Origin of the sequence: Roseibium sp. SCP14 (assembly GCF_040329475.1) — a bacterium.
Lineage (GTDB): Bacteria > Pseudomonadota > Alphaproteobacteria > Rhizobiales > Stappiaceae > Roseibium.
In genome coordinates this window covers 153,670-176,070 of the sequence record NZ_JBDZYH010000008.1, presented here as the reverse complement: position 1 = coordinate 176,070, position 22,401 = coordinate 153,670, and the positions used below count along the sequence as shown (strand labels likewise).

Sequence of the window (22,401 nt, the reverse complement as noted above, 5' to 3'; positions counted from 1 at the left end):
ATGGCAGGTCTCTGGTACGAAGAATTTGAAGAGGGCATGGTGATCGACCACGCCATAACCCGCACCATCACCGAGGCAGACAACATGTTCTTCTGCTCGATGACCTACAATTCCCAACCGCTGCATATCGACCGGCATTTTGCTGAAAAGACGGAATTCGGCAAACAACTGGTCAATTCGCTGCTCACTCTGGGTGCAATGATCGGCCTGTCTGTTTCCGAGACCACTCTGGGAACGACGATCGCCAATCTCGGCATGACGGCTGTCGAGTTTCCGGCACCTGTCTTTCACGGCGATACCTTGCGGGTGCGTACAACGGTTGGAGAATGCCGCGAAAGCCGTTCGCGGCCCAATGCCGGAATTGTGCGGTTTCACCACGAGGCCTTCAATCAGGACAACGTGCTGGTAGCATCCTGTCACCGCGCGGCCTTCATGCACAAGCGGTCTGCAGCATGAGCATATTGAAACCTCTTGCGGGACTGAAAGTGCTCGAATTCGATGCCATTGGGCCGGTTCCGTTCTGCGCGATGATGCTTGCTGATCATGGCGCCGAGGTCACCCGGGTCATACGTCCCGGTGGACAGCCCAACGGGGTTGATGCAGGTCAGGATGACCTGCTCCTGCGTGGGCGCTCAGCCATCGTTCAGCTCGATCTGAAATCGGATGAAGGCCGGAGTGAGGCGCTGGAACAGGTTGCCGGAACAGACGTTTTGCTGGAAGGTCATCGACCCGGCGTAATGGAAAGGCTCGGGCTCGGCCCCGAGACCTGCCGAAAGATCAATCCGCCGCTGGTCTATTGCAGGATCACCGGATACGGGCAGACGGGGCCTCTTGCTGACCATCCCGGACACGACATCAATTATGTCGCGCAAACGGGCGCTCTTCATGCTGCAGGACATGCCGATCGCGACCCTGTGCCAATACTGCCATTGGTGGGCGACTTTGCCGGTGGTGGTTTGCTCGGAGCCTTTGGTGTGCTTGCCGCAATTTTCTCGGCGAGGACGACAGGACAGGGCTCGGTTGTCGACACCTCGATGGTTGACGGGGCAGCCTTGCTCATGGCGCTGCATTACGGCTGGCAGAATGCCGGACTATGGTCAGTGGAGCGTCAAAGCAACCTGCTGGATGGCGCCGCCCCCTTTTACCGATGTTATCGTACCGCTGAGGGCCGCCATATTGCGGTGGGAGCCATAGAACCCAAGTTCTACCTGGCCTTGTGCAAGGCGTTGGATCTTAATGATCCGCTCTTTCAAAACCAGATGGACAAGAAAAACTGGCCTCAGATGAGCCGGCTTATCGAAGCCCGGGTCGCGTCAATGAGCAACGCTGAGCTGGATCAGGCAGTGGCGACGCCGGACGCCTGTATCTCCTGGGTGGCATCCACCGCTGATGCGCATCTGGGCGATCATATTGGAGCCCGCGGAACCATCACAAAGGAAGACGGTCGTTTTTCGGTTGCCCCGGCTCCCCGCTTCAGCCGACCCGAGGATTGTTCCGAAGACTCATGAAAAACGCAAAAGGCCGGCAAGTGCCGGCCCTTTGATTTCTGACAGTCAATTTACTCAGAAATTCTCGATCTTGGGCGCAAGCTCCGCAAGATCGCGAAAAGCCCCGGGGCCTGCAGCCAGGACCGGAGATCCCTTGCGGATCGCTTCTCCCTCAACGGGAAAACGCAGGTGTTCGCCGCCGGCTTCCTTCACCAGGCAATATCCGGCCAGGCAGTCCCAAGCGTGCATGTAAGGTTCGTAGTAGCCGACGAGTCGGCCGGCCGCGACATGGGCCAGCATCAGCGCGCCGGATCCCGTACGTACGAAATTGCCACCCGCTTCCAGGAGCGAAGTGATTGACGCACCGATCATCGTCGGCGGCACATGGCTGTTTCCACCAATGCCGGTCAGGCCGTTCTGCAGCGTTCTTGCGGCGTCCAGTTCGAGAGCTTGACCGTCCAGGGTCGCTCCCTTGCCTTTCATGGCAGCGAAGATTTCATCATCGCAGGGAGCCTTGATGACTCCGATGACCGGTTCGCCATCGTGAAGCAGCGCTATGGAAACGCACCAGCTGGACAGACCGTTGAGAAAGGGAGCCGTACCGTCGATCGGGTCCACCACCCAGGTGTATCCGCTGGTGCCCTCTTCGTAGCCGTGCTCTTCACCCAGAATGCCGTCTTCGGGAAAGGATGCGGCGATCCTTTTGCGGATGAGATCTTCAACGTTCCGGTCAGCGATTGAAACGACGTCGTGCAGGTCGCGTTTGGTTTCAATCATCAGTTCATGACGTCGCTGGAAGTAGTCCAAAGCCAGAGCTCCGGCTTCTTCAGCCATTTCTTGTGCGAGCTGGAAGCGCTTGTCCAAGTCTATCGTATCCTCAGTGCTGGAAATGATCATGATGTCTATGCTCAGCCATCGATCAAGGCAAGGCCGCGATTGCGGAAGCTAAGGGAAACGGTCGTTTTGGGGGACAAAAAGCGTTCCACGGCGTGATCGATGACGAAAAAGTTGCCGACCGGAGTTTCCACTTCATATTCGACATGGTCACCGAGATAGGCCGTGGTCAGGATTTCGCCGCCAAGGCCCGTATCCGTGTCCGGGTTCAGCGTAACCGCGCCAGGCCTGACAGCCAGTTTCGCCTGACCGACCTTGGCCCGTTTTGAATTCAGCTTGTGCTGAAGACCGCCGACATTGATGGTTGCCAGATCTCCGACCTGCTCGATCACCTCGCAGGAGATGACATTCGCTTCGCCCATGAAGTCCGCAATGAATGCGGAAACCGGTTCGTCGTAGAGGTTCTGCGGTGTATCGGACTGGGCAATCTTGCCGTCTTTCATCACGACGATCCGATCGGATACCGCAAGGGCTTCGTCCTGATCGTGCGTCACATAGACAGCGGTAAAGCCGAGACGTTGCTGCAGCTCCCGGATGTCTGTCCGCACCTTCCGGCGAAGGCGCGCATCAAGGTTGGAAAGCGGCTCGTCGAGAAGTAGAACCTGCGGCTCCAGAACCAGCGCCCTGGCAACTGCAACGCGCTGCTGCTGACCGCCGGAAAGTTCGGCGGGCAGGCGATGTCCCATGCCTTCCAGCCCGACCTGCACCAAGCCGTCTTCGGCGCGTTCGCGAGCTTCCTTCTTGTTGAAACCCGAGGACTCAAGCCCGTAGGCGACATTGTCCAGCGCACTCATATGCGGGAACAGCGCGTAGGACTGGAAAACCATGGACACGTCCCGCTCGTGAGCGGGAAGCATGGTCACGTCCTTGCCACCGATCAGGATCCTGCCCGAGGTCGGATGTTCCAGTCCGGCCAGCATGCGCAGGGTTGTGGTCTTGCCGCAGCCGGATGGCCCCAACAGGGTCACCAGGTTGCCGGGCTCGATCGTGAGGGAAAGATCCGGGATCGCGGTAAACGTGCCGAAGTCCTTGCGAACGTTTTCAAATACGACGGATCCGCTTTTCAGGGTAGTCATGCAGTTTTCTCCTGCGACATACGAAATTTACGTGACTTGATGACACCGGAGACCCGGTTTTCCCGGCGCAGACGCCGTTCGCCAACCAGAAGCTGGAACACGGTAATGACCGTGATCATCACGAAGATCAGCATTGAGGAATAGGCGATTGCGATGCCGTATTCGCCATTTTCGACGAGGCCGACAATGTAGGACGTCGCCATGTTGTATTCCGCGCTGACGAGAAAGATGACCGCGCTGATCGAAGTGATCGCCCTGACGAAGGAGTAAACCAGTGCTGCGGTGATTGCCGGACGCAGCAAAGGCAGGATCACCTTGCGCAACGTGCGCGCGCTGTTTGCCTTCAAGGTCAGGGAAGCTTCATCCAGGCTCTTGTCGATCTGGCTCATGGCCGCGACACCGCCGCGAACACCGACCGGCATGTTCCGGAAGACGAAGCACGCAACCAGGATCAGGGCTGATCCGGTCATTTCGAGCGGAGGCAGGTTGAAGGCCATGATGTAGCTGATGCCGATAACGGTGCCAGGGATAGCAAAGCTCATCATCAGGGCGAATTCAAAGGCGTTTTTGCCTGCGAAAGTCTGCCGGACGATGATGTAGGCGGTCAGGAGACCGACAGCCGCAGTCAATGGAGCTGAAATCAGCGCGATTTCCATGGTCGTCCAGAAGGAGTTCCAGGCAACTCCGGTCCAGACGAATGCGCCATCTTCAAAGCTGACGGAGAAGGCGCGGGCGTAGTGTTCCAGCGTCAGGGAGTTGTCGAGACCCCAGGTCTTCACGAAACCACCGAAGATGATCATGCCATATACGACAAGCGTGAAGCCCATCCAGGGAATGACGATGCCGTAGACCGAAATGGACAGGCTCTTCGGCAGTCCCGCATGCTGACCGCTGTCGCCCTTGCCGGTCACTGTGGCGAAGTTCTTGCCCGACAGCCACACACGCTGTGCAAGAAACGCCGTCAGCGTGAAGCTGAGCAGGACAATCGCGAGTACGGCTGCCCGTGATGGATCGATCTGCGATCCGACCACCGCGAAGAAAATCTCGGTTGAGAGAACGCCATGGCTGCCGCCGAGCACCAGAGGGTTGCCGAAGTCCGCCATGCTCTCGATGAAGCCGATCAGGAACGCATTTGCCAGACCCGGCTTCATCAGAGGCAGCGAAACCTTCCAGAAGGTTCGCCAGCGATCGGCACGCAAGGTTTGCGACGCCTCTTCCATTGATGGGCTGACACCTTCAACGACGCCGATCAGCACCAGGAAAGAAATGGGGGTGAAGGAGAGAACCTGTGCAATCCAGATGCCGGTCAGACCGTATAGCCAGCGGCTCGGCTCGATGCCGAAGAGGAAATCGAGCGCTTCGGTGACAACGCCGGAACGGCCGAAAAGAAGCGTCAGGGCCAGACCGATCACGAAGGGTGGTGTGATGATCGGCAGAACCGTCAAAAGCCGCAGGCCTTTCTTGAACGGAAAATTGGTGCGCGTGGCCACCAGGGCGAAGGCAAGTCCCAGAACAGTCGAGCCGATCCCGGTCATCACGGCGAGGGTCAGCGTGCGCCAGGCAACCCCGCAGCGACCTGCGCCAACAACGCAGTTGAGGCTCCAGATTGACGGGTCTTGCATATTCTCAAAAAAGCCGTCCGGCTTGAACGAACCGTCGAAATCCTGAAACGAACCGACGAACATGCTGCCGATCGGATAGAAGATGAAGACGGTCACCAGGAAGATCAGGACGGAAATCGAACCGACGACGAAAGCATCGCCCTTCATCACACCGCGCTCGGCAAAGCCGAAGGCGATGAAAAGAACAAAGACAAGGGACAGCACGATGGCACCGGCGCCCATGGCCGGTTGGCCCGTGGCCAGCATCCCGAAATTGTTGTCCATGAAGGTCCAGGCCCAGCCGGTGAAGCTGATCGCAAGGCCCTGCATGGTCATGTAGACAATGCCGAGGCTGCCGGCAATCACCATGAGCTTGCCGCGTTTGTCAGGGTCCGCGATGAAACGGGCACCTGCGCCCATTAGAAAGAATGCGAGCGCCAGGATGAGCCAGCTGCGCCCCTCGACAAACATTTGCAGGATACCGGGCGCCAGGTCTGACGAGGAAAGGAAACCGGATAGCCATTCAAAGGCAAAGAAGCCCCCCTCCACCCTGTACCAAGGCAGAATTAGAAACGAGATCAGCCCCATTATCAGGAGATAATCCAGCCGTTTATTGCCACTTTGCATGGCCACCCCTGTCATTTCAGTAAGTCATATGATTTGGGCCTGCACCAGAGCCCGAAGGCCCCGGTGCAGACCCGCCCTGGGAGCTCGATTAGTTGGCGATTGAGCCGACTTCCTCATCCCAACGCTCCAGAAGAGCCTTGCGGGTCTTCGGGTCGCCGTAGGTGGTGAAATCGTAATCGATCAACTTGATGTCTTCGAACTTCGGCGCTTCCTTCGGCACTTCAGCAGCCTTGTTGGACGGAAGCTGGAAGGACTTTGCATCTTTCATGCGGGACTGAACCTCAGGAGAAAGCGCCCAGTCATACCAGACCTTGGCATTGTCCAGATTCTTGCTGCCCTTGACGATGGACATGGAGCCGATTTCGTAGCCGGTGCCTTCGCAAGGTGCGATTGCCTTGACCGGGAAGCCGGATGCGGCCTGTGCAACGGCGTCATGCAGGAACACGATGCCGAGGCCGGTTTCGCCTCGTGCGGCAGCCTTGACCGGAGCAGAACCTGACTTGGTGTACTGCGAGATGTTGTTGTTCAGTTCCTTCAGGTATTCGAACGCCTTGTCTTCACCCATGATCTGAACCAGCGACGCCAGGGTCGTATAGGCGGTGCCGGAAGAGTTCGGGTTTGCGACCTGAACTTCACCTTTGAGTTCTTCGTTCAGAAGGTCTGCCCAGCAGACCGGTTCCTTGTAGCCTTTTTCCTTGAAGATCTCGGTGTTGAAACCCCAGCCGAGTGCACCGGCATAGATGCCGACGGTCTTGAAGCCGGAGCTTTCCGCCTGCTTTTGCGCCCACTCATGCAGGTCGCCGAGCTTGTCAGACTTGTATTCCTGGGTCAGGCCTTCGGAAGCTGCCTGAAGGTGCGGGTCACCGGTGCCACCCCACCAGATGTCGGTCTTCGGATTGCGTGATTCTGCACGGATCTTGGCATAGCTCTCGCCTGAGGACAGGCGCACCATGTTGACCTTGATGTCGTGCTGCTTTTCGAAATCGCCTTTGAGCTGTTCGCAGATGACGACGTCTGCCGAGCAGATGACATTGAGATTGCCTGCTGCCTGAGCCTGCGAAACGGTGAATGCTGCCGTAGTGGTCAGCATTGCGATGGAAAGAGCTTTGATTGACATTTAGTTTCCTCCACTTAGGGCGTTTGCCTGATGTTTGGTTTTCCGGTTCAGGCAACCGGATTCAGCCATACGGCTGGGTCATGACCGGCTTTGGACATAGTTCTCCCGTTCGGAGCCGCGAGAACGGTCCGTTGCCGGTCAGATCTGACGTGTTCGAAAATCCTCTAGTTCATGGTCACGGGCTCTGCGTTCTGGAGCACTTCGCCATTGAAGCGTTCAAGCAACCTGCGCCTCTGATCAGGAGAGCCGAAGGTCGCAAAATCGTAGTCGACCATTCTGATCAACGAGATATCAGGAGCTGCCGGTGGCAGCGCTGCCTTTGCGTTTGACGGGATCTGGTTCTGGCCGGAGGCCGCACCGGTCGCCTGTCCTGCCGGACTTAATGAAAAGTCGACGAACTGGCGGGCGGCTTCCATGTTTCGGGCACCCCTGACGATGCTGACAGCGCCGATTTCGTACCCTGTCCCCTCGCAGGGAGCGACGATGACGAGCGGCACTCCGGTTGCCTTCTGTGTCACGGCGTCATGAATGAATGAGATGCCGATCCCGGTTTCACCGCGTGCTGCTGCCTTGACCGGCGCCGCACCCGACGTTGTGAATTCGGATATGTTTCTGCTGAGGGCGGTCAGGTAGTTGAAGGCTTCATCTTCGCCCAGCAACTGCACCAGTGTTGCCAGTGTCGTATAGGCCGTTCCGGAAGAGTTCGGATTGGCCATCCGGATCAGCCCGCGATACTGCGGATCGGTCAGGTCCTTCCAGCACGAAGGCGCGGAAACGCCGTGCTCGGACAGGATTTCCGAATTGTAGGAAAAGCCGAGTGCACCCGCATAGACGCCGGCGGACATGCCGCCCGACATTAGATAAAAATTCTGCGCCCAGGGAAGAACGTCGTCCTCGTTGTAGGACCGGTAGGGTTCCAGAAGGTCCTCGGCAACGGCCTGCAAATGGGTGTCGCCGGTTCCGCCCCACCAGACATCTGTCCTGGGGTCTTCGCTCTCGGCGCGAATCTGGTCGAGGATTTCGCCTGTGCTCTTGCGCTTCGTGGAAACTTCAAAGCCGGTTTTCTCTTCGAAAGCAGCTTCCATCGACTGGCACCAGGCCTCGTCAACGCCGCACAGGACATTCAGGTCCTGAGCCGAAGCATCGGCGAGTGAGGCGGACAGCCAGATGGCTGTGCCCACTCCGAGTGGCGTGACAAGTTTCATGTTTCCTCCCATCCCGGAGACAATGCTCCAGGAACCTCACCAACATGGCAGAAGTGACGGCATTCACAACTGTAATTTGGTTACCGTTGTTTCGCCGGCATAGGAAAAAAGTTGCAAATATTACAAACCTTACAAATGTAACAAACATAAGGAAAATCAGTACTTTGCTTATGCGTCGACGATGCATATTATGCAATCCGGGAGGAATGCAAATTGCTCAATGAAGGCATCAATATCCTGATTGTCGAAGACGATCCGGATATGGCGGAGCTTATTTCGGATCTTTTAGAGGCCGAAGGCTGGTTGCCCCATATTGCCAGTTCTGCTGAAGAAGCCGCCGGAGTTCTGTCGGCAAGGCACTTTGATCTTGTGCTGGTGGATCATAATCTGCCCGGCATGTCGGGGCGCGTGTTCGCTCAAAAGCTGAGATCTCAATTGGATATAGGCATCGTCATGGTGACGGCTGCCGGCAGTGCCGCCGAAAGGGTGCTGGGTCTGGAAACGGCAGCGGATGACTATGTCGTCAAGCCGTTTGAGCCGATTGAATTGACGGCACGCATCAAGGCTGTCCTTCGGCGTCTGCATCCAGCCCTTAAAAGCGAAAAGGAACATGCCACCGTCCAGCATGAGCCGTCCGCAATTCTCCTGGGCGATTGGGTCATCGACCTGGTCAACCGCAAGGCAATCTGTACTTCCGATCCGTCGAAGACGCTGACATCATCGGAATTTTCTCTCCTTGAAATCCTCGCCGCGACACCGAACGAACCGGTAAGCCGCACCAAGATTCTGGAACAGCTTGGCGCGGAAACCGACCGCCTCATCGACCGGAACGTCGATGTGCTCGTTCTGCGCTTGCGACGCAAGATCGAGCGCAATCCGGATCTGCCTCGTCACATCAAGACCCGTCGCGGCAAGGGCTACATCCTTCACCGCGACCAGGCCGATCTGACATGATGATCAGTCGCTCCGTTCTTTCTTCAATTGCGTTCCGGCTGCCGGCGGCCATCGTGCTGATCTGCGTCGTTGCCTTTGCCTTGTCGGCAATCGCGATCTACGGCCTTCTCAAGGCAAGAGAGGAAACGGCGGCCTATGGCTTGCAGGCCTATTCCAGCCTGGCGGATGCGTCTCTTGTCTCGCGCCAGGTGTCGGACCTTGTGTCCAGCGCGCCCTTTCTGATGAACGCGACATCGCCCTACCGGGTTTCGAGCAAAAGCCGGGCGCTGGTGGAGCAGGTTGACGAATTGCTGCGCACGATCCCCGAATATCCGCCCGGCAAGGAAGCTTACCGGGCTGCGAATGCCCGGATTTTCGAGCTTCTGGAAAAGATCAGGAAGCAGACGCTGGCGCTCGCGGATAAGGCCGAAACCGCTCAGCAGTACAAAGAACAGGTTTCTTCCGCCCTTGGTGAAATCGCAGTCGGAGAAACCGTAAAGCAGAAGCAGTTGCGCCAGCGCCTGAATGCGATTGTCCATTCCGTCTCGAGCTCCGGCAGTCTGTTTCAGCTCGGAGAGTTGCGACGCAGATATGTAGCCGAAACCGGAGACCGGTCGATCCCCGCCGAAAAGCTGATGGAAGCCGAACTGGAGCCCTATGAGCGGGTCTTTGCGGCACAAACCAGTTATCTCCTGGAAATTTTCGCGGTCCGTTCCTCCATTGCCCGGCTGCACGATGTGGCGCGGGAGCTTTCCCTTGCGACCGAAACCCAATCCGACATCGTCACCGAAACGCTCAACAAGGATTTTCAGTCGACCTCTCAGACCCTGCAGAACCTCCTGATCATCGTTGCTCTGGCATCCTTGCTGGTTCTGACCATCGCCATCGTATCGATCCGCTCTGCCATCAGGGTCTCGAGAGGGATCGTTTCCCTTTCCAGCGGCATGAATGCTCTTGCCAAGGGGCAGAAGGATGTGGGGCCACCTGTCTATCAGGGTGATGAGACGGAGCTCTTGAACCTTCAGAGTGCTTTTCAGGCGTTCAAGGAGAGCGTGGACCGGGTGACGCGCCTGCGCCGCACCGCCGAAGCGGCGGCCCGGACCATTCGCTCGACCTTCCGCAGCATGAATGAAGGCATTGCCATATTCGACGCAACAGGTCTTCCGATCACAATGAACCGGCGCGTGATCGAGTTGATGGGGCACAAGGGTTCTGCCCGCAAGCTGCCGCTGGTTCAGTTTCTGGAGCCGATCCCGGAAATTCGGACCGACGTCCTGCCGGGAGGGGCGAACGGTCGTCCATTGACCGAGCCTGTCTCGGTTCGCCACCGGGCGGAAGACGGCACGGTCACCGAAATCTCGCTGTCGCACCAGAGCGACGACGGTGTCGTGCTTCTTGCGCGCGATGTCACGCTTCTGGACAAGCAGGAAGCGGAGGCTGCAAAGGCGATGCGGCTTGACGGCATCATGCGGCTGACGCATCAGCTGAGCCATGAAGTCGGCAACATGATCGGCATCATCACCGGAAGCCTTGGCCTGCTGGAACAAGACGGCGGTTTCAGTCAGAAGCAGATGCGCAACATCGCCCGCATCCGCAAGGCTGCGGACCGGGGGCGCTCGCTCGCAAGCAGCATGCTGACCATCGGCCGTCAGCAACCGATCAACTCCAGCAAGATCGAGCTTTCCGCGGTTCTTCGTGGCATGGCCGACATCCTGGAAATCGCCATAGGCGAGACCTGCAGTCTGAAACTCGATCTGGACGGCGATCTGCCAGCCATGGTGTTGGACCCGGAGCTGTTCGAGCAATCGGTCCTCAATCTCTGCCTTAATGCGGCAGCGGCAATGCCCGAAGGTGGAGAGGTCTGTGTGAAGACCCTTCAGCAGCCAGACGAGGTTGTCGTTCAGGTCGAGGACAAGGGCATCGGCATGAGCCACGAAGAGGTCGACAAGGCGTTCGAACCCTATTTCACCACCCGGACAGATCAGGGCGGCGCTGGGCTCGGACTTGCGGTGGTTTATGGCTTTGTTCGCCAAAGTGGCGGTTCCGCGAGCATCATCTCCGAACCGGGCAAGGGGACGACTGTCGAGCTGCGCTTCCCCTGTGAAATGCAGTCTTTGCCCCTGGCTGCGTCTTCCGGCTGAAATCCGGGATCAGGCCGATACCTGCGATGGCTGAACTTGTTTCTTCGAAGACCTACCGTCAGAGCCGGTAAGCCTCTTTTGCGAGCCTGTAGGAAAGGTCATGGGCAACCTCAAAGGCTTCGTCCTCGTCCAGTCTGCCTGAGGTCACCAGCGCTGCAAGGTAAGCGCAATCGACACGCCGTGCGACGTCGTGGCGCGCCGGGATCGAGCAGAAAGCGCGTGTGTCGTCATTGAAGCCGACAGTGTTGTAGAAACCCGCCGTTTCGGTTGTCATCTCGCGGAAACGGCGCATTCCCTCAGGGCTGTCATGGAACCACCAGGCCGGTCCGAGTTTCAAAGTCGGATAAACACCGGCAAGAGGCGCCAGCTCGCGGGAATAGGCGGTTTCATCCAGCGTGAACAATATGATGCTGAGGTCTTTCTCCAATCCGACACGGTCCAGCATTGGTCTGAGTGACTTCACATAGTCCGTTGATGTCGGAATATCGAAGCCCTTGTCTCGGCCGTAAGTCGCCATTATCGGATTAGAGTGGTTCCGGAAGCTGCCCGGATGAATTTGCAGCACCAGCCCGTCATCGAGGCTCATCAGGGCCATCTCCGTCAGCATATGCCCACGGAATGCGTCGGCTTCCTCCGGCGTGCAGCGGCCGGTCAGAGCTTTCTGAAAAAGGTCCTCGGCCTGGCTTGCCGGCAGGTTCTCTGTCCGCGCCGTCGGATGTCCGTGGTCGGAAGAGGTTGCGCCAAACGACTTGAAATATTCGCGGCGAATGCGGTGGGCCTGAAGATACCCTTTCCAGCATGTGGTGTCCTCTCCGGCCAGTTCGCCCAATCTTTCGACGTTGGCCGTAAAACCCTCGAACTCCGGATCGACAACCGGGTCAGGCCGGTAGGCGGTGACCACCCTGCCGTTCCAGTCGTCATCGCGGATTTGCCGGTGCCAGTTCAGGTCGTCGAGCGGAGATTCCGTTGTCGCGATGACTTCGATGTTGAACCGTTCGAAAAGCGCCCGCGGGCGGAATTCGGGCCGGGTCAGGCAATCGGCAATATGGTCGTAGGCCGCATCGGCATTTTCGGCGCTCAGGCGGGTGTTCCAGCCAAATACTTCCTGGAAAGCGTGATCCAGCCACATGCGCGACGGGGTTGCCCGGAAAAGGTGATAGTTCTGTGCAAACAGTCGCCAGATCTTCCGGCTGTCCCGCTCCGTCCAGCCCTCGTCGGTTCGTGGCACGCCGAGCGCGTTGAGGTCGATGCCCTGTGAGAACAACATCCGGAAAACGTAGTGGTCCGGGACGATAAACAGCTGTGCCGGGTCCGGAAAAGCGTCGTCTTCGGCAAACCACCGCGGATCGGTGTGGCCGTGAGGACTGATAATCGGCAGGCGCTCGACTGTCTCGTAGAGTTTTGCGGCGACGGATCTTGTGTCTGGATCAGCCGGAAAAAGCCGCTGCGGATCTAGCTTGTTGTTGCTCATCGCCAAAACACCCACCGGTTCCAATTGCTGTCAGCGCTCCCACAAGGGAAACGCACGGGTTCATGTTGAAACTGGTAAACTGATATGCTAGCTGAGTAGTTGTGTCAACGAAGGGAAACCTGATGGCAGATAGCAGCGCACTCAAGACGCTTGGTCCGTTAAAGATTCAATCGATTGCCGACACGGTGTTCGATGAACTGCATCAGCAGATCCTGTCGCTCGAGCTGCCACCCGGAACGAAAGTTTCGGAAGCCGAGGTAGCAAAGCATCTGGGTGTTTCCCGGCAACCGGTCAGGGATGCTTTCTACAGGCTCTCCCAGCTGGGTCTTCTGTTGATCCGGCCTCAAAGGGCAACAGTGATTTCAAAGATTTCGAAAGCATCCGTGCTGAAGGCGAAGTTCATACGAACGGCCCTTGAAATTGCTTGCTGGAAGCTTGTGCTCAAGGTCATTACAGACAGCCAGACCGGTGAACTGGAAGACCTTTTGAGGCAACAGCAAGCCTCAATTGCCGCCAACAATCAGCAGCTCTTTCACCAGCTCGATGACGATTTCCATCGCCTGATCTGCGAAATCGCGGGGCAGGACTATGTGTGGACGCTCATTCGAGAGCAAAAGGCACATATGGATCGGGTGCGGTTTATCTCGCTCACTGTCGGCGCGGCGCAAAAGGCTTACGAAGATCACATCATGCTTGTCGAGGCCATACGCGGGCGTGACTCAGCCCGGCTGGAGATCGTGCTGACGGAGCATCTGGGCCGTGTTGAAATGGTTCTGGAACAGATTCGCACCGAGAAACCCGAGTATTTTGAGGAGTGACAATGCCGCAGCGGTTTCTCGCCATCGGCGAATGCATGATTGAGATGTCACCGACCGCGGATGGCACCTACGCACTCGGATACGCCGGCGATACCTTCAACACCGCCTGGTATGTCAGGCAGCTGTCTGTGGGCGATGCTCTCACTGTGTCCTACTTCAGCGCGGTTGGCGACGACCAGGTATCTGCCGATCTGATCGCGTTCATGCAAAAGGCCGGTATCGAAACGCACATGGCGCAAGTGGCGGGAGTAAGTTCCGGCCTCTACATGATTTTCCTGGATAAGGGCGAAAGAAGTTTTCAATACTGGCGCTCGACATCGGCAGCCCGGCACCTTGCGGACCATCTTGACCTGTTGCCTCGGGTCGAAACCGGAGATGTTGTCTATTTTTCCGGAATCTCGGTGGCGATATTGCCTGAAGACGGCAGACGGAGATTGCTCGAAAGACTGACCGAACTGGCTCGGGACGGCGCGACAGTCGTCTTTGATCCGAACCTGCGTCCGCGGCTTTGGGAAACAGCTGAAGACATGAAGGACTGGACAATGAAGTCGGCCGCAACCGCCCGGATCGTCCTGCCTTCCTTTGCCGACGAAGCGGAGTTTTTCGGCGATCTGAGCACAGTCGAGACCGCCGATCGCTATCTCCGGAACGGCGCGAAGCTTGCTGTCGTCAAGGACGGTCCCGAACCTGTTGTCGTCAAGGAAGCTGACGGTCGTGAGTTCCGGCATCAGCCACAGGCGGCGGCAGATATCGTCGACACCACGGCCGCGGGAGATTCTTTCAACGCCGCCTTCCTGGTCGAATATCTGAAACACGGCGAACTGCAGACGGCAGTCGAAGCCGGGTGCGAACTCTCACGCCATGTCATCAGCCGGCGCGGTGCGCTCGTGCCGATCGCAAAGGCTGAGCCGGGCGATGAAGTCAGCGCTGTGCACGGCTGAGCGGGCAACGGGCTCCCGTTGCCTTTTGCCGCTCTTTCACGCGAGGTCAGACGGGAAAGACGTGAATGCTGTCCGGCTGAACCTTGAGATGCACGTTTTCCCCCTCGCCGATCGCGGTGCTGCCATCGATACGTGCGGTCAGGGGTTTGTCTGAGAACGGTGTGTTGAGATACAGCAGCGTTTCAGCTCCAAGCTTCTCTACCAGTTCAATTCTGGCGTCGAAGTCGGCTTCTTCCGACCCGACGAGACTCAGATGCTCCGGGCGGATGCCGACAGTCGCCGGTCCGCGCCGAATGACCGGGGTGGCGGGGGAGAGGCTGATATCACCAACCTGTATTGCGCCGCCGTCGCCGACTGTGCCGTCGATGAAATTCATGGCGGGTGCACCGATGAAACCGGCAACGAACGTATTCGCCGGATTGTGATAAAGCTCCATCGGCGTCCCCACCTGCTCGATGCGGCCGCAATTGAAAACCACGATCCGGTCGGCAAGCGTCATGGCCTCGACCTGATCGTGGGTCACGTAAATCATCGTGACGTCGGCGAGCTCCTTGTGCAGCCGGGCGATCTCCAGCCGCATCTGCACGCGAAGCGCGGCATCCAGGTTGGACAAAGGTTCGTCGAACAGGAAAACCCTGGGATCGCGAATGATCGACCGGCCGATGGCGACACGCTGGCGTTGACCGCCGGAAAGCTGGCGCGGTGTCCGGTCAAGCAGCGCTTCCAGCTGAAGCGTTTGCGCCACCTTGCGCACACGCTGGTCGATCTCCGCTTTGGGGACCTTGTTCAGCATCAGCCCGAAACCGATATTTTCGGCAACGGTCAGATGCGGGAACAGGGCGTAGGACTGAAACACCATCGCAAGCTTGCGCTTGGACGGCGCAACATGAGTCACGTCTGCACCGTCAATGTGAATGCTGCCCGAAGTCACGCTTTCCAGGCCCGAGATCATGCGCAGCATTGTGGATTTGCCGCAGCCCGACGGACCGACGAACACGACGAATTCTCCCCGTTCGATTTCCAGGTCAACGCCTTTGATGACCTCCACCGCGCCAAAGGATTTGCGGATGTTTTTCAAAGTGACTTCAGCCATGTCTTATCCTTTGACCGCGCCCATTGTCATGCCCTTGATGAAATAGCGCTGGAAGAAGAGGAAAATGAGAAGCGTCGGCAGACTGGCGATCAGCGAGAGCGCGCCCTGCACGCCCCAAGCCACGGTATACTGCCCGCGCAAATTCACGATGCCGACCATGATCGTGCGCATGTCGTCGGACTGCGTGAAGATCAATGGCCAGAGAAAGTCGTTCCAGATCCAGGTGAATTGCAGCGTCGCGAGAACAGCCAGTGCGGGCAGGCTCAATGGCAAGGCCACCCGTGTCAGCACCTGCCATTCGTTGGCGCCTTCCAGGATCGCCGCCTCTCGCAACGCGTTTGGAATGGTGGCGAAGAAGTTGCGCATCAGCAGGGTACAGATCGGAATGCCGAGGGCTGTGTGTACCAGGCCGATCGGCCAGAGCGTATCGATCAGGCCGACGCTGTTGAAGAGCCTGAACAACGGTACCAGGATCACCTGCGGCGGAAAGAACATGCCCGCAACGATCAAAAGAAAGAGCATGTTTGATCCGCGGAAGGGGAGTTTGGCGAACGTGTAACCGGCCAACACGCCGAGTGCCGTTGAAGCGATGGTGGCCGGAACGGTCACCAGGAGCGTGTTGAGGAAGTACCGGTGCACCGAAGGATTGCTGAGCACCTCGACATAGTTGCCGAGATAAAACGTGTCGGGCCAGGACCACAAGTCGCCAAGCGCGATCGCCCGGGTGGTCTTGATCGATGACAGCAGCACGCCGATGGTCGGCGCCAGGAACAGCACGGCCAGAATGCAGAGGATCGTGAAGATCGTGATCGGCCAGGGATTGAAGCGGGCTGGCACGGAGGTCGGGATGGAGGTGGTGGCAAGCTCAGCCATAGATCTCGTCCACCTTCTTCAGCTGCCGGAAGTAAAGTCCGATGATGGTGAGGGCAACCAGGAACAGAACCACGGAAATCGCGCTGCCGTAGCCCATGAAATATTTCCGGAAACTCTCGTTGTACATATGCATGGCAAGCGTATCGGAGCTGTTGAACGGACCGCCGCCGGTCATGATGAAAAGAATGTCGAATCCCTTGAGGGAATTGATGACCGACAGCGCAACGACAACCACGGTCGAAGGGGTGAGCAGCGGAATGATCACATGACGGATGCGCTGCCAGGCAGAGGCTCCCTCGATCTCGCAGACCTCCAGAAGATCGGACGGAACGGCGGTCAGTCCCGCCAGGTAGATCACCATGGAAAGGCCGGTCTGTTGCCATGACCAGGCAACGATCACCGAGTAAAGTGCGCTGCCGGGTCGGGCCAGCCAGGCATAGTTGAAGCGCTCACCTGTGATCTGCTCGATCGCGGTGTTCAGCAGGCCCCAGTCCGGCTGATAGATCCAGACCCAGATCTGTCCGACGACGATGGCCGAAAGGCAGATGGGAAGGTAGAAAATCGTCTTGAAGACCTTTGAGCCGCGCACCTTTGAATCAAGCAGAAGCGCCAGTGCCAGGCCGAGTACGGTCGGCAGCAGGATTGCGGCAATCATCCAGATTGCAGTGTTGACGGTTGCGTTGAAGAACAGCCGGTCGGTCCAGATGCGGGTGAAGTTCTCAAATCCCACATAATCGTAGTCGCTGCTGAAGCCGTTCCAGTTGGTGAAACTGTAATAGAACGAACTAAGCAGCGGCCAGATCACAAGAACGGAGAAGACAATCAGTGGCAGCGCCAGAAGTATCAGGCGCCATAATCGATTTTCGCGTTCCATTGCCTTCTCCAAGGTGGCGGGCTGTCTGGGGTTGGCGGTCTGACAGCCCGCTGATCGTTCTTGCTTATTGTTTAAACGCAGCCGATGCGTCTGTCGCCGCCTGGGACAGGATGTCGTTCACCTTGCTCGGGTCATCCATGAAGCGTGCAAACATGGAAAGGCCAACTTCGGCGACAGGTGGCGGAGTTGCAAGGTCGTAGTTGAAAGCAAAGACCTCGGAATCATCCACGGTATTGAAAGCCTTGAGCATCACCGAGTTGTAGTTGGACGGATCCACATTCACGTTGGCGGACAGGGCGCCCTGTGCCTTGCTCCACGCGGCCTGAACATCGGTGTTGGTGACCATGTACTCCAGGAATGCCTCGGCACCCTTGGGGTTGGCCGCATTGGCGGCAATCACCAGGCCGTCAACCGGACCGACGGATGTTACCGGAACGCCGCTATCGATCGCCGGGAAGGGGAAGAAGTCGTAATCTTCACCCGGCACCAGGCCGAGGCCGTTCCAGTAACCAGTGATCCAAGTACCCATCAGGGTCATCGCCGCATCGCCGCGGGCCACTTTGTCGGACGCGTCCGTCCAGCTGTCGGCATTGGCGTTTTCGGTGAAGTAACCCTTGTCCGTCAGGTCCTTCCACATTTCCATGGCGCGCTTGACTTCCGGATCGTCATAGGACGCTTCGCCGGCCATCAGGTGTGCACGGTACTCAGGACCTGCGGTCCGCAGCAGGAGGTAGTCGAACCAGAACTGGGCAGGCCAGCGGTTGGCTGAGCCGAGGGCAAGCGGCGTGACCCCTGCAGCCTTCAGTTTCTCGCAAAGCGCCAGGAAACCGTCCCAGTCGGTCGGCATTTCGCTCACGCCGGCCTTGTCCAGAACGGCCTTGTTATAGAAGACGCCCGCATAGTGGTAGTTGAACGGAACCAGGTAGCGGTGGCCGTTATATTCGGTGGCGCTGGCGGCGATCGAACCTGCGATTACCTTGCTCAACCCGGCCTTTTCCCACATGTCGTCGATGGGAAGAAGCGCGCCGGAATCGGCGATGAACTGAACGCGGGCACCGGCCCAGTAGCTGAACACGTCTGGCAGGCTATTGCCCGAGGCGCGGACCAGAATATCCGTCTTGTAGTCTTCGTGGCCGACCGGGCTGTCCTTGAGCGTGTAGTCGGTCGCATCCTCGAAGCGTTTGATCTGTTCGTTGAAGGCGCGCAGACCGAGCTCGCCCGTGAAGTAGTGGCTGATCGTGACCTCGCCAGATTGCGCGTAAAGCGGCGTGGCGAGCCCAACGGCCGACACTGCCATTGCTGTAGCAAGCAGAGTACGGCGGGTGATGCGGGTCATATGATCTCCTCCCAAAAAGTTTCCTTATGCTAAACTATTGCGCATATGGTGATCTTAAAAATGCAAGTATTTTCCCCCTTGTCAACAAAATGTGTTGCACAAGGCAAAAAATCTCGCAATAAATGAGCCGTCAGGAGGCAATGGATTAAAAAGTTTAACTATGCTAAACAAAAAGTACAACATGAGTAAACTTACTGAAAATCCTTTGCCAACAAGAGGAGAGTCCTCCGTGCGCCTGCTTCAATCCCTGACACGCGGTCTAAGGGCCCTTGATATTCTTTATTCAGCTGAAGGCCCGGTTCGTCTCACAGAGATGGCGGACGCGCTTGGTGTCGAAAAATCAAACGCCTCGCACATTCTCAAGACCCTTGTCGCATCGGGATATGCGGTCCAGGACGATTCGCGCCGGTACGTTGCCGAACCGCGCAAGGAGGAACCATGTCAGGGGCACTCGCTTTCCGAGGTGGTGACCTGCAAGGAGCTGTGCAGGCCGGCGCTGGAATCGCTGGTCAGGGAGACAGGGGAATGCGCGCATCTGGCGGTGCTGGTCGACACGCGCGTCTGGTACATCGACAAGGTGGACTCAACGCTGCCGCTCAAGGTGGATCATCCGATCGGATCGCTGTCCCCCTTGCACTGTACGGCGCTCGGCAAGGCATTTCTTGCCTTTGGCGACGCCACTCTGCCTGAAGAAAAGGCGCGTTACACCCCGAAGACAATCACGGATACGGATGCGTTGATGGCGGAAATCGCCAGGACGCGCAGCCGTGGATTTTCCGTCGATGATGAGGAATTTGCCCCCGGCATACGCTGTGCAGCCCGCCCGGTGTTCGACGCACGCGGCCAGATGATCGCGGCGCTCGGCGTCTCGGGGCCTTCGGTTCGAATTGATGATGCGCGTCTGGCCGAGCTTGGCGAGTTGGTCCGCGCCGTCCCCATAACACCCATTCAGGGAGCCTAGAAAATATGAGCGAAACGCCTCTTCGCGTCGGCATTGTCGGCACGGGTCGGATCTCCGATCTTCATGCCATTGAGTATATGCAGAACCCTCGCGGGCGGATTACGGCGCTGTGCGACCGCAATGCGGCGCTTGCAAGGTCACGCGCCGAAGCCTGGGGCTGCACTGACGCCGCTATCGAAGAGGACTTTGAAGCGCTTCTGGCACGCAACGATGTGGATCTGGTCGAGCTTCTCTTGCCGCATCACCTGCATTTGCCCGCTGCACTCAAGGCGATCGAGGCAGGCAAGATCGTTTCGCTGCAAAAACCAATGTGCATGGATCTTGCGGAAGCGGACCGGCTGGTTGCCGCCGCCGAAGCGCATGACCGCCCGTTCAAGATTTTCGAGAATTTCATTTTTCATCCACCGGTCATGAAGGCGAAGGCGCTCGTTGCCGAAGGAGCAATCGGCGAGCCTCTGTCGATCCGCATCAAGTCCAATCCGGGAAAGAGCCGGACGGCATGGGAAGTCCCGAAGGAGGCCGACGCCTGGCGCCAGGAGATGGACAAGGCCGGTGGCGGACCGCTGGTCTTTGACGACGGACACCACAAATTCGCTCTCGCCTGGCATTTCATGGGCATGCCGGAAGAGGTTCATGCCTTCATTCATCACACGCAGCGGCCGGATGGCGGCTGGTTTGATGCACCATCGATGATTTCCTTCCGATTTCCGGGAAGCCGGATCGGCAATCTTGAAGTCGTCTATTCGCCCGAGCTTGAAATTGCGGGTCAGTATTACGCGCAGGACGACCGAGTGGAAATTACCGGCACGCACGGTGTCATCTGGATCAACTGCGGGCATGGCAGTATCGGCAATTCATCGCCCGTGGTGCTCTACCGGAATGGTCAGGTCACGGAATATTGCGACATCGCATCCGGGTGGGAACAGAGCTTCATCCAGTCCACCCGTCATTTCCTGAACGTTCTGCACGATGGTGGAGAGCCGGTGCTGACTGCGCGCCAGGGACGTTCCGTCCTGCGCTTTGCGCTCGCGGCTGAACAGTCCGCGCGGGAAGGGCGGGCGATTGAAGTCAGGGAGGACGACTGATGGACAACCTGCCTGAAACCCGGGAAGAACGGGCCGCCTGGCTGGCCGAGATCGGCGGGATTGAAGCCGCTATCGACAAGGGGCTGCTGTCCGATTTGGTGTCATTGCCGCTGACCGAAGCTCTTGTTCTCGGTCTTATGCGGCAGGGCGTGACCAAGTACCTGATGATACTGGGGCACGGTTCTACGGAACTGGGTGAAACTCTGCGCATCTACGAAGATGCGGGTCTGGTGAAAGGTTTTCAGTTCCGCAACGAAGTTGAAATGGCCCATGCAGGCACCGCGCTTCGCTGGGTCTACAACGAACCGTGTGCCGTTGTGACGTCGATCGGACCGGGCGCATTGCAGGCAATGGCGGGTTCATTGGCTGCATCGTCCAACGGTATCGGCCTCTATCACATTTACGGGGACGAGACGACGCACGGCGAAGGCTACAACATGCAGCAGGTCCCGAAGCCCGAGCAGGGTCTTTTCGGGCAAATCACGGCGGCGATGGGGGCGTCCTATACGCTGCATGCACCAGGTGCCGTGCGCGATGCCCTGAGGCGTGGGGCCGCCACCGTCTTCCATCCCTGGAAGGCTGGCCCATTCTTCTTGAACCTGCCGCTCAACACACAGCCGGAAACGGTGGAATTGCGTCTCGATGCCTTGCCGGTCCGCCCGAGATATCCTTCAACCAGCACGCCGAATGAGCGAGCGCTGGAAGAAGCAGTGGACCTGATAACACGGCATTCGAAGATTGCGATAAAGGCAGGCGGTGGCGCGCGGTCTGCAGCGGCGGAACTGCTCCGCTTTGCCGAAGCGGCGGGTGCGGCAGTGGTGCTTGCGCCCGGTTCGACCGGCGTTCTGCCGGATGCGCATCCGCAGAACATGCATGTGGGCGGTTCCAAGGGCTCGATCAGCGGCAACTTTGCCATGACCGAGGCAGACCTTGTCATTTTTGTCGGCAGCAGGGGCGTCTGCCAGTCGGATTGCTCGGGCATTGGCTGGCCGAACGCGAGGGCGGTAATCAACATCAACGCAGATCCCCATGATGTGCAGCACTACAACAACACGCTGGCATTGACCGGCGACGCACGGCAGATCCTGACCAGGCTGTCCGACCGGCTGCGGCATTCAGAAAACAAGGTCGAATGGCTGGTTGCCTGCGCTGCCAAGAAAGCGGAATGGCAGGCGTTCAAGGCCGAGCGATATGCGGCCGGACCGGTTGATGATTCGACCTGGGCCGATCCCGTCCTGACCCAGCCGCAGGCAATTCATGTCGCTGATGCATTTGCGCGCGATGTCGGCGCCGTGAAGTTCTTCGATGCAGGCGACGTTCAGGCCAACGGCTTTCAGGTGGTTGAAGACAACAGGCCAGGCGAGACGTTTACCGAGTCCGGAGCCTCCTACATGGGCTTTGCCGTTTCGGCGCTTTTGGCAGGAGGTCTGGCCGAGGAGGGACGCTACGGCATTGCCTTCACCGGCGACGGATCCTTCATGATGAACCCTCAGGTTCTGATCGACGGCGTGGAACACGGGGTTCACGGCACGATCCTCCTGATGGACAACCGGCGCATGGCGGCCATCAGCCACTTGCAGCTGGCGCAATATGGCGAGGATTATCGCACCCATGACGAGGTCGCTGTCGACTATGTCCAGATGGCCTCGTCGGTAAAGGGTGTGAAGGCGCTCTGGGGCGGACAGTCCGCAGACAGCCTCAGAAATGCCCTTGCAGAAGCTCACGCGCATCCCGGCCTCAGCCTGATCCATCTGCCTGTCTACTATGGCCCGGACCCGCTCGGCGGAATGGGGGCGTACGGCAGCTGGAATGTGGGCAACTGGTGCGCAGACGTTCAGAAGAAATACGCCGCGACGCTGATCTGACGG

The 22,401-nt window shown here is 58.2% G+C and carries 19 protein-coding genes; 9 read left to right on the top strand and 10 right to left on the bottom strand.

Annotated features, from left to right (window positions below; translation table 11 throughout):
• Entirely contained in the window at positions 1-456 is a 456-nt protein-coding gene (locus ABLQ08_RS26525; RefSeq protein ID WP_352948742.1) for a MaoC family dehydratase, read from the top strand.
• Entirely contained in the window at positions 453-1,508 is a 1,056-nt protein-coding gene (locus tag ABLQ08_RS26520) for a CaiB/BaiF CoA transferase family protein (protein WP_352948739.1), read from the top strand. Before ABLQ08_RS26525 ends, ABLQ08_RS26520 begins: the two co-directional genes overlap by 4 nt.
• A gap of 54 nt (positions 1,509-1,562) precedes the next feature.
• Here ABLQ08_RS26520 and ABLQ08_RS26515 read toward each other — a convergent pair whose 3' ends face one another.
• From ABLQ08_RS26515 to ABLQ08_RS26495, 5 genes are all read right to left on the bottom strand, one after another.
• Positions 1,563-2,384 carry an inositol monophosphatase family protein gene (locus ABLQ08_RS26515; RefSeq protein ID WP_352948736.1) on the bottom strand — a complete coding sequence of 274 codons (822 nt, stop codon included), beginning with the start codon at positions 2,382-2,384 and terminating at the stop codon, positions 1,563-1,565.
• Between the two features lie 11 nt (positions 2,385-2,395).
• Complete coding sequence (locus ABLQ08_RS26510) at positions 2,396-3,457, bottom strand: ABC transporter ATP-binding protein (protein WP_352948734.1); 1,062 nt, start codon at positions 3,455-3,457, stop codon at positions 2,396-2,398.
• The gene (locus tag ABLQ08_RS26505; protein WP_352948731.1) at positions 3,454-5,685 is read right to left on the bottom strand and encodes an ABC transporter permease; all 2,232 of its coding nucleotides are present in this window, start codon (positions 5,683-5,685) and stop codon (positions 3,454-3,456) included. The genes ABLQ08_RS26510 and ABLQ08_RS26505 overlap by 4 nt, the downstream gene beginning before the upstream one ends.
• A gap of 88 nt (positions 5,686-5,773) precedes the next feature.
• Entirely contained in the window at positions 5,774-6,775 is a 1,002-nt protein-coding gene (locus ABLQ08_RS26500; RefSeq protein WP_352948835.1) for an ABC transporter substrate-binding protein, read from the bottom strand.
• Between the two features lie 191 nt (positions 6,776-6,966).
• Positions 6,967-8,007, bottom strand: coding sequence for an ABC transporter substrate-binding protein (locus tag ABLQ08_RS26495; RefSeq protein ID WP_352948728.1), 1,041 nt, complete (start codon positions 8,005-8,007; stop codon positions 6,967-6,969).
• A 213-nt stretch (positions 8,008-8,220) separates the two neighbouring features.
• Here ABLQ08_RS26495 and ABLQ08_RS26490 point away from each other — a divergent pair, with 213 nt between their 5' ends.
• Both ABLQ08_RS26490 and ABLQ08_RS26485 read left to right on the top strand, forming a co-directional pair.
• On the top strand, positions 8,221-8,961 hold the full coding sequence (locus tag ABLQ08_RS26490) for a response regulator transcription factor (RefSeq protein ID WP_352948726.1): 741 nt from the start codon (positions 8,221-8,223) through the stop codon (positions 8,959-8,961).
• Positions 8,961-11,081 (top strand): ATP-binding protein, encoded by a 2,121-nt coding sequence (locus tag ABLQ08_RS26485; RefSeq protein ID WP_352948832.1) that lies wholly within the window; start codon positions 8,961-8,963, stop codon positions 11,079-11,081. The genes ABLQ08_RS26490 and ABLQ08_RS26485 overlap by 1 nt, the downstream gene beginning before the upstream one ends.
• A 58-nt stretch (positions 11,082-11,139) precedes the next feature.
• On the opposite strand, the gene uxaC is transcribed toward ABLQ08_RS26485, so the two are convergent.
• Positions 11,140-12,552, bottom strand: a complete 1,413-nt coding sequence (gene uxaC, locus ABLQ08_RS26480) for a glucuronate isomerase (protein ID WP_352948723.1) — start codon at positions 12,550-12,552, stop codon at positions 11,140-11,142.
• A gap of 122 nt (positions 12,553-12,674) precedes the next feature.
• Here uxaC and ABLQ08_RS26475 point away from each other — a divergent pair, with 122 nt between their 5' ends.
• Complete coding sequence (locus ABLQ08_RS26475) at positions 12,675-13,370, top strand: GntR family transcriptional regulator (RefSeq protein ID WP_352948720.1); 696 nt, start codon at positions 12,675-12,677, stop codon at positions 13,368-13,370.
• 2 nt (positions 13,371-13,372) lie between these two features.
• A complete protein-coding gene (locus ABLQ08_RS26470) occupies positions 13,373-14,311 on the top strand; it encodes a sugar kinase (protein ID WP_352948718.1) in 939 nt (312 codons plus the stop codon).
• A gap of 46 nt (positions 14,312-14,357) precedes the next feature.
• Here the strand turns inward: ABLQ08_RS26470 and ABLQ08_RS26465 are convergent, their stop codons facing one another.
• From ABLQ08_RS26465 to ABLQ08_RS26450, 4 genes are all read right to left on the bottom strand, one after another.
• On the bottom strand, positions 14,358-15,404 hold the full coding sequence (locus tag ABLQ08_RS26465) for an ABC transporter ATP-binding protein (protein WP_352948715.1): 1,047 nt from the start codon (positions 15,402-15,404) through the stop codon (positions 14,358-14,360).
• Positions 15,405-15,407: 3 nt separating this feature from the next.
• Positions 15,408-16,277 (bottom strand): carbohydrate ABC transporter permease, encoded by an 870-nt coding sequence (locus ABLQ08_RS26460; protein ID WP_352948712.1) that lies wholly within the window; start codon positions 16,275-16,277, stop codon positions 15,408-15,410.
• Entirely contained in the window at positions 16,270-17,151 is an 882-nt protein-coding gene (locus ABLQ08_RS26455) for a carbohydrate ABC transporter permease (RefSeq protein ID WP_352948710.1), read from the bottom strand. Before ABLQ08_RS26455 ends, ABLQ08_RS26460 begins: the two co-directional genes overlap by 8 nt.
• Before the next feature lie 64 nt (positions 17,152-17,215).
• Positions 17,216-18,487, bottom strand: coding sequence for an ABC transporter substrate-binding protein (locus ABLQ08_RS26450; protein ID WP_352948707.1), 1,272 nt, complete (start codon positions 18,485-18,487; stop codon positions 17,216-17,218).
• Between the two features lie 229 nt (positions 18,488-18,716).
• Between ABLQ08_RS26450 and ABLQ08_RS26445 the strand changes: the two genes are divergently transcribed.
• From ABLQ08_RS26445 to ABLQ08_RS26435, 3 genes are read left to right on the top strand one after another with little or no spacing between them, the layout of a single operon-like run.
• Complete coding sequence (locus ABLQ08_RS26445) at positions 18,717-19,448, top strand: IclR family transcriptional regulator (protein WP_352948704.1); 732 nt, start codon at positions 18,717-18,719, stop codon at positions 19,446-19,448.
• Between the two features lie 5 nt (positions 19,449-19,453).
• Positions 19,454-20,533 carry a Gfo/Idh/MocA family protein gene (locus tag ABLQ08_RS26440; protein WP_352948703.1) on the top strand — a complete coding sequence of 360 codons (1,080 nt, stop codon included), beginning with the start codon at positions 19,454-19,456 and terminating at the stop codon, positions 20,531-20,533.
• Positions 20,533-22,398: a thiamine pyrophosphate-dependent enzyme gene (locus tag ABLQ08_RS26435; protein ID WP_352948701.1), complete on the top strand. Its 1,866-nt coding sequence runs from the start codon at positions 20,533-20,535 to the stop codon at positions 22,396-22,398. The genes ABLQ08_RS26440 and ABLQ08_RS26435 overlap by 1 nt, the downstream gene beginning before the upstream one ends.
• Positions 22,399-22,401 lie beyond the last annotated feature (3 nt).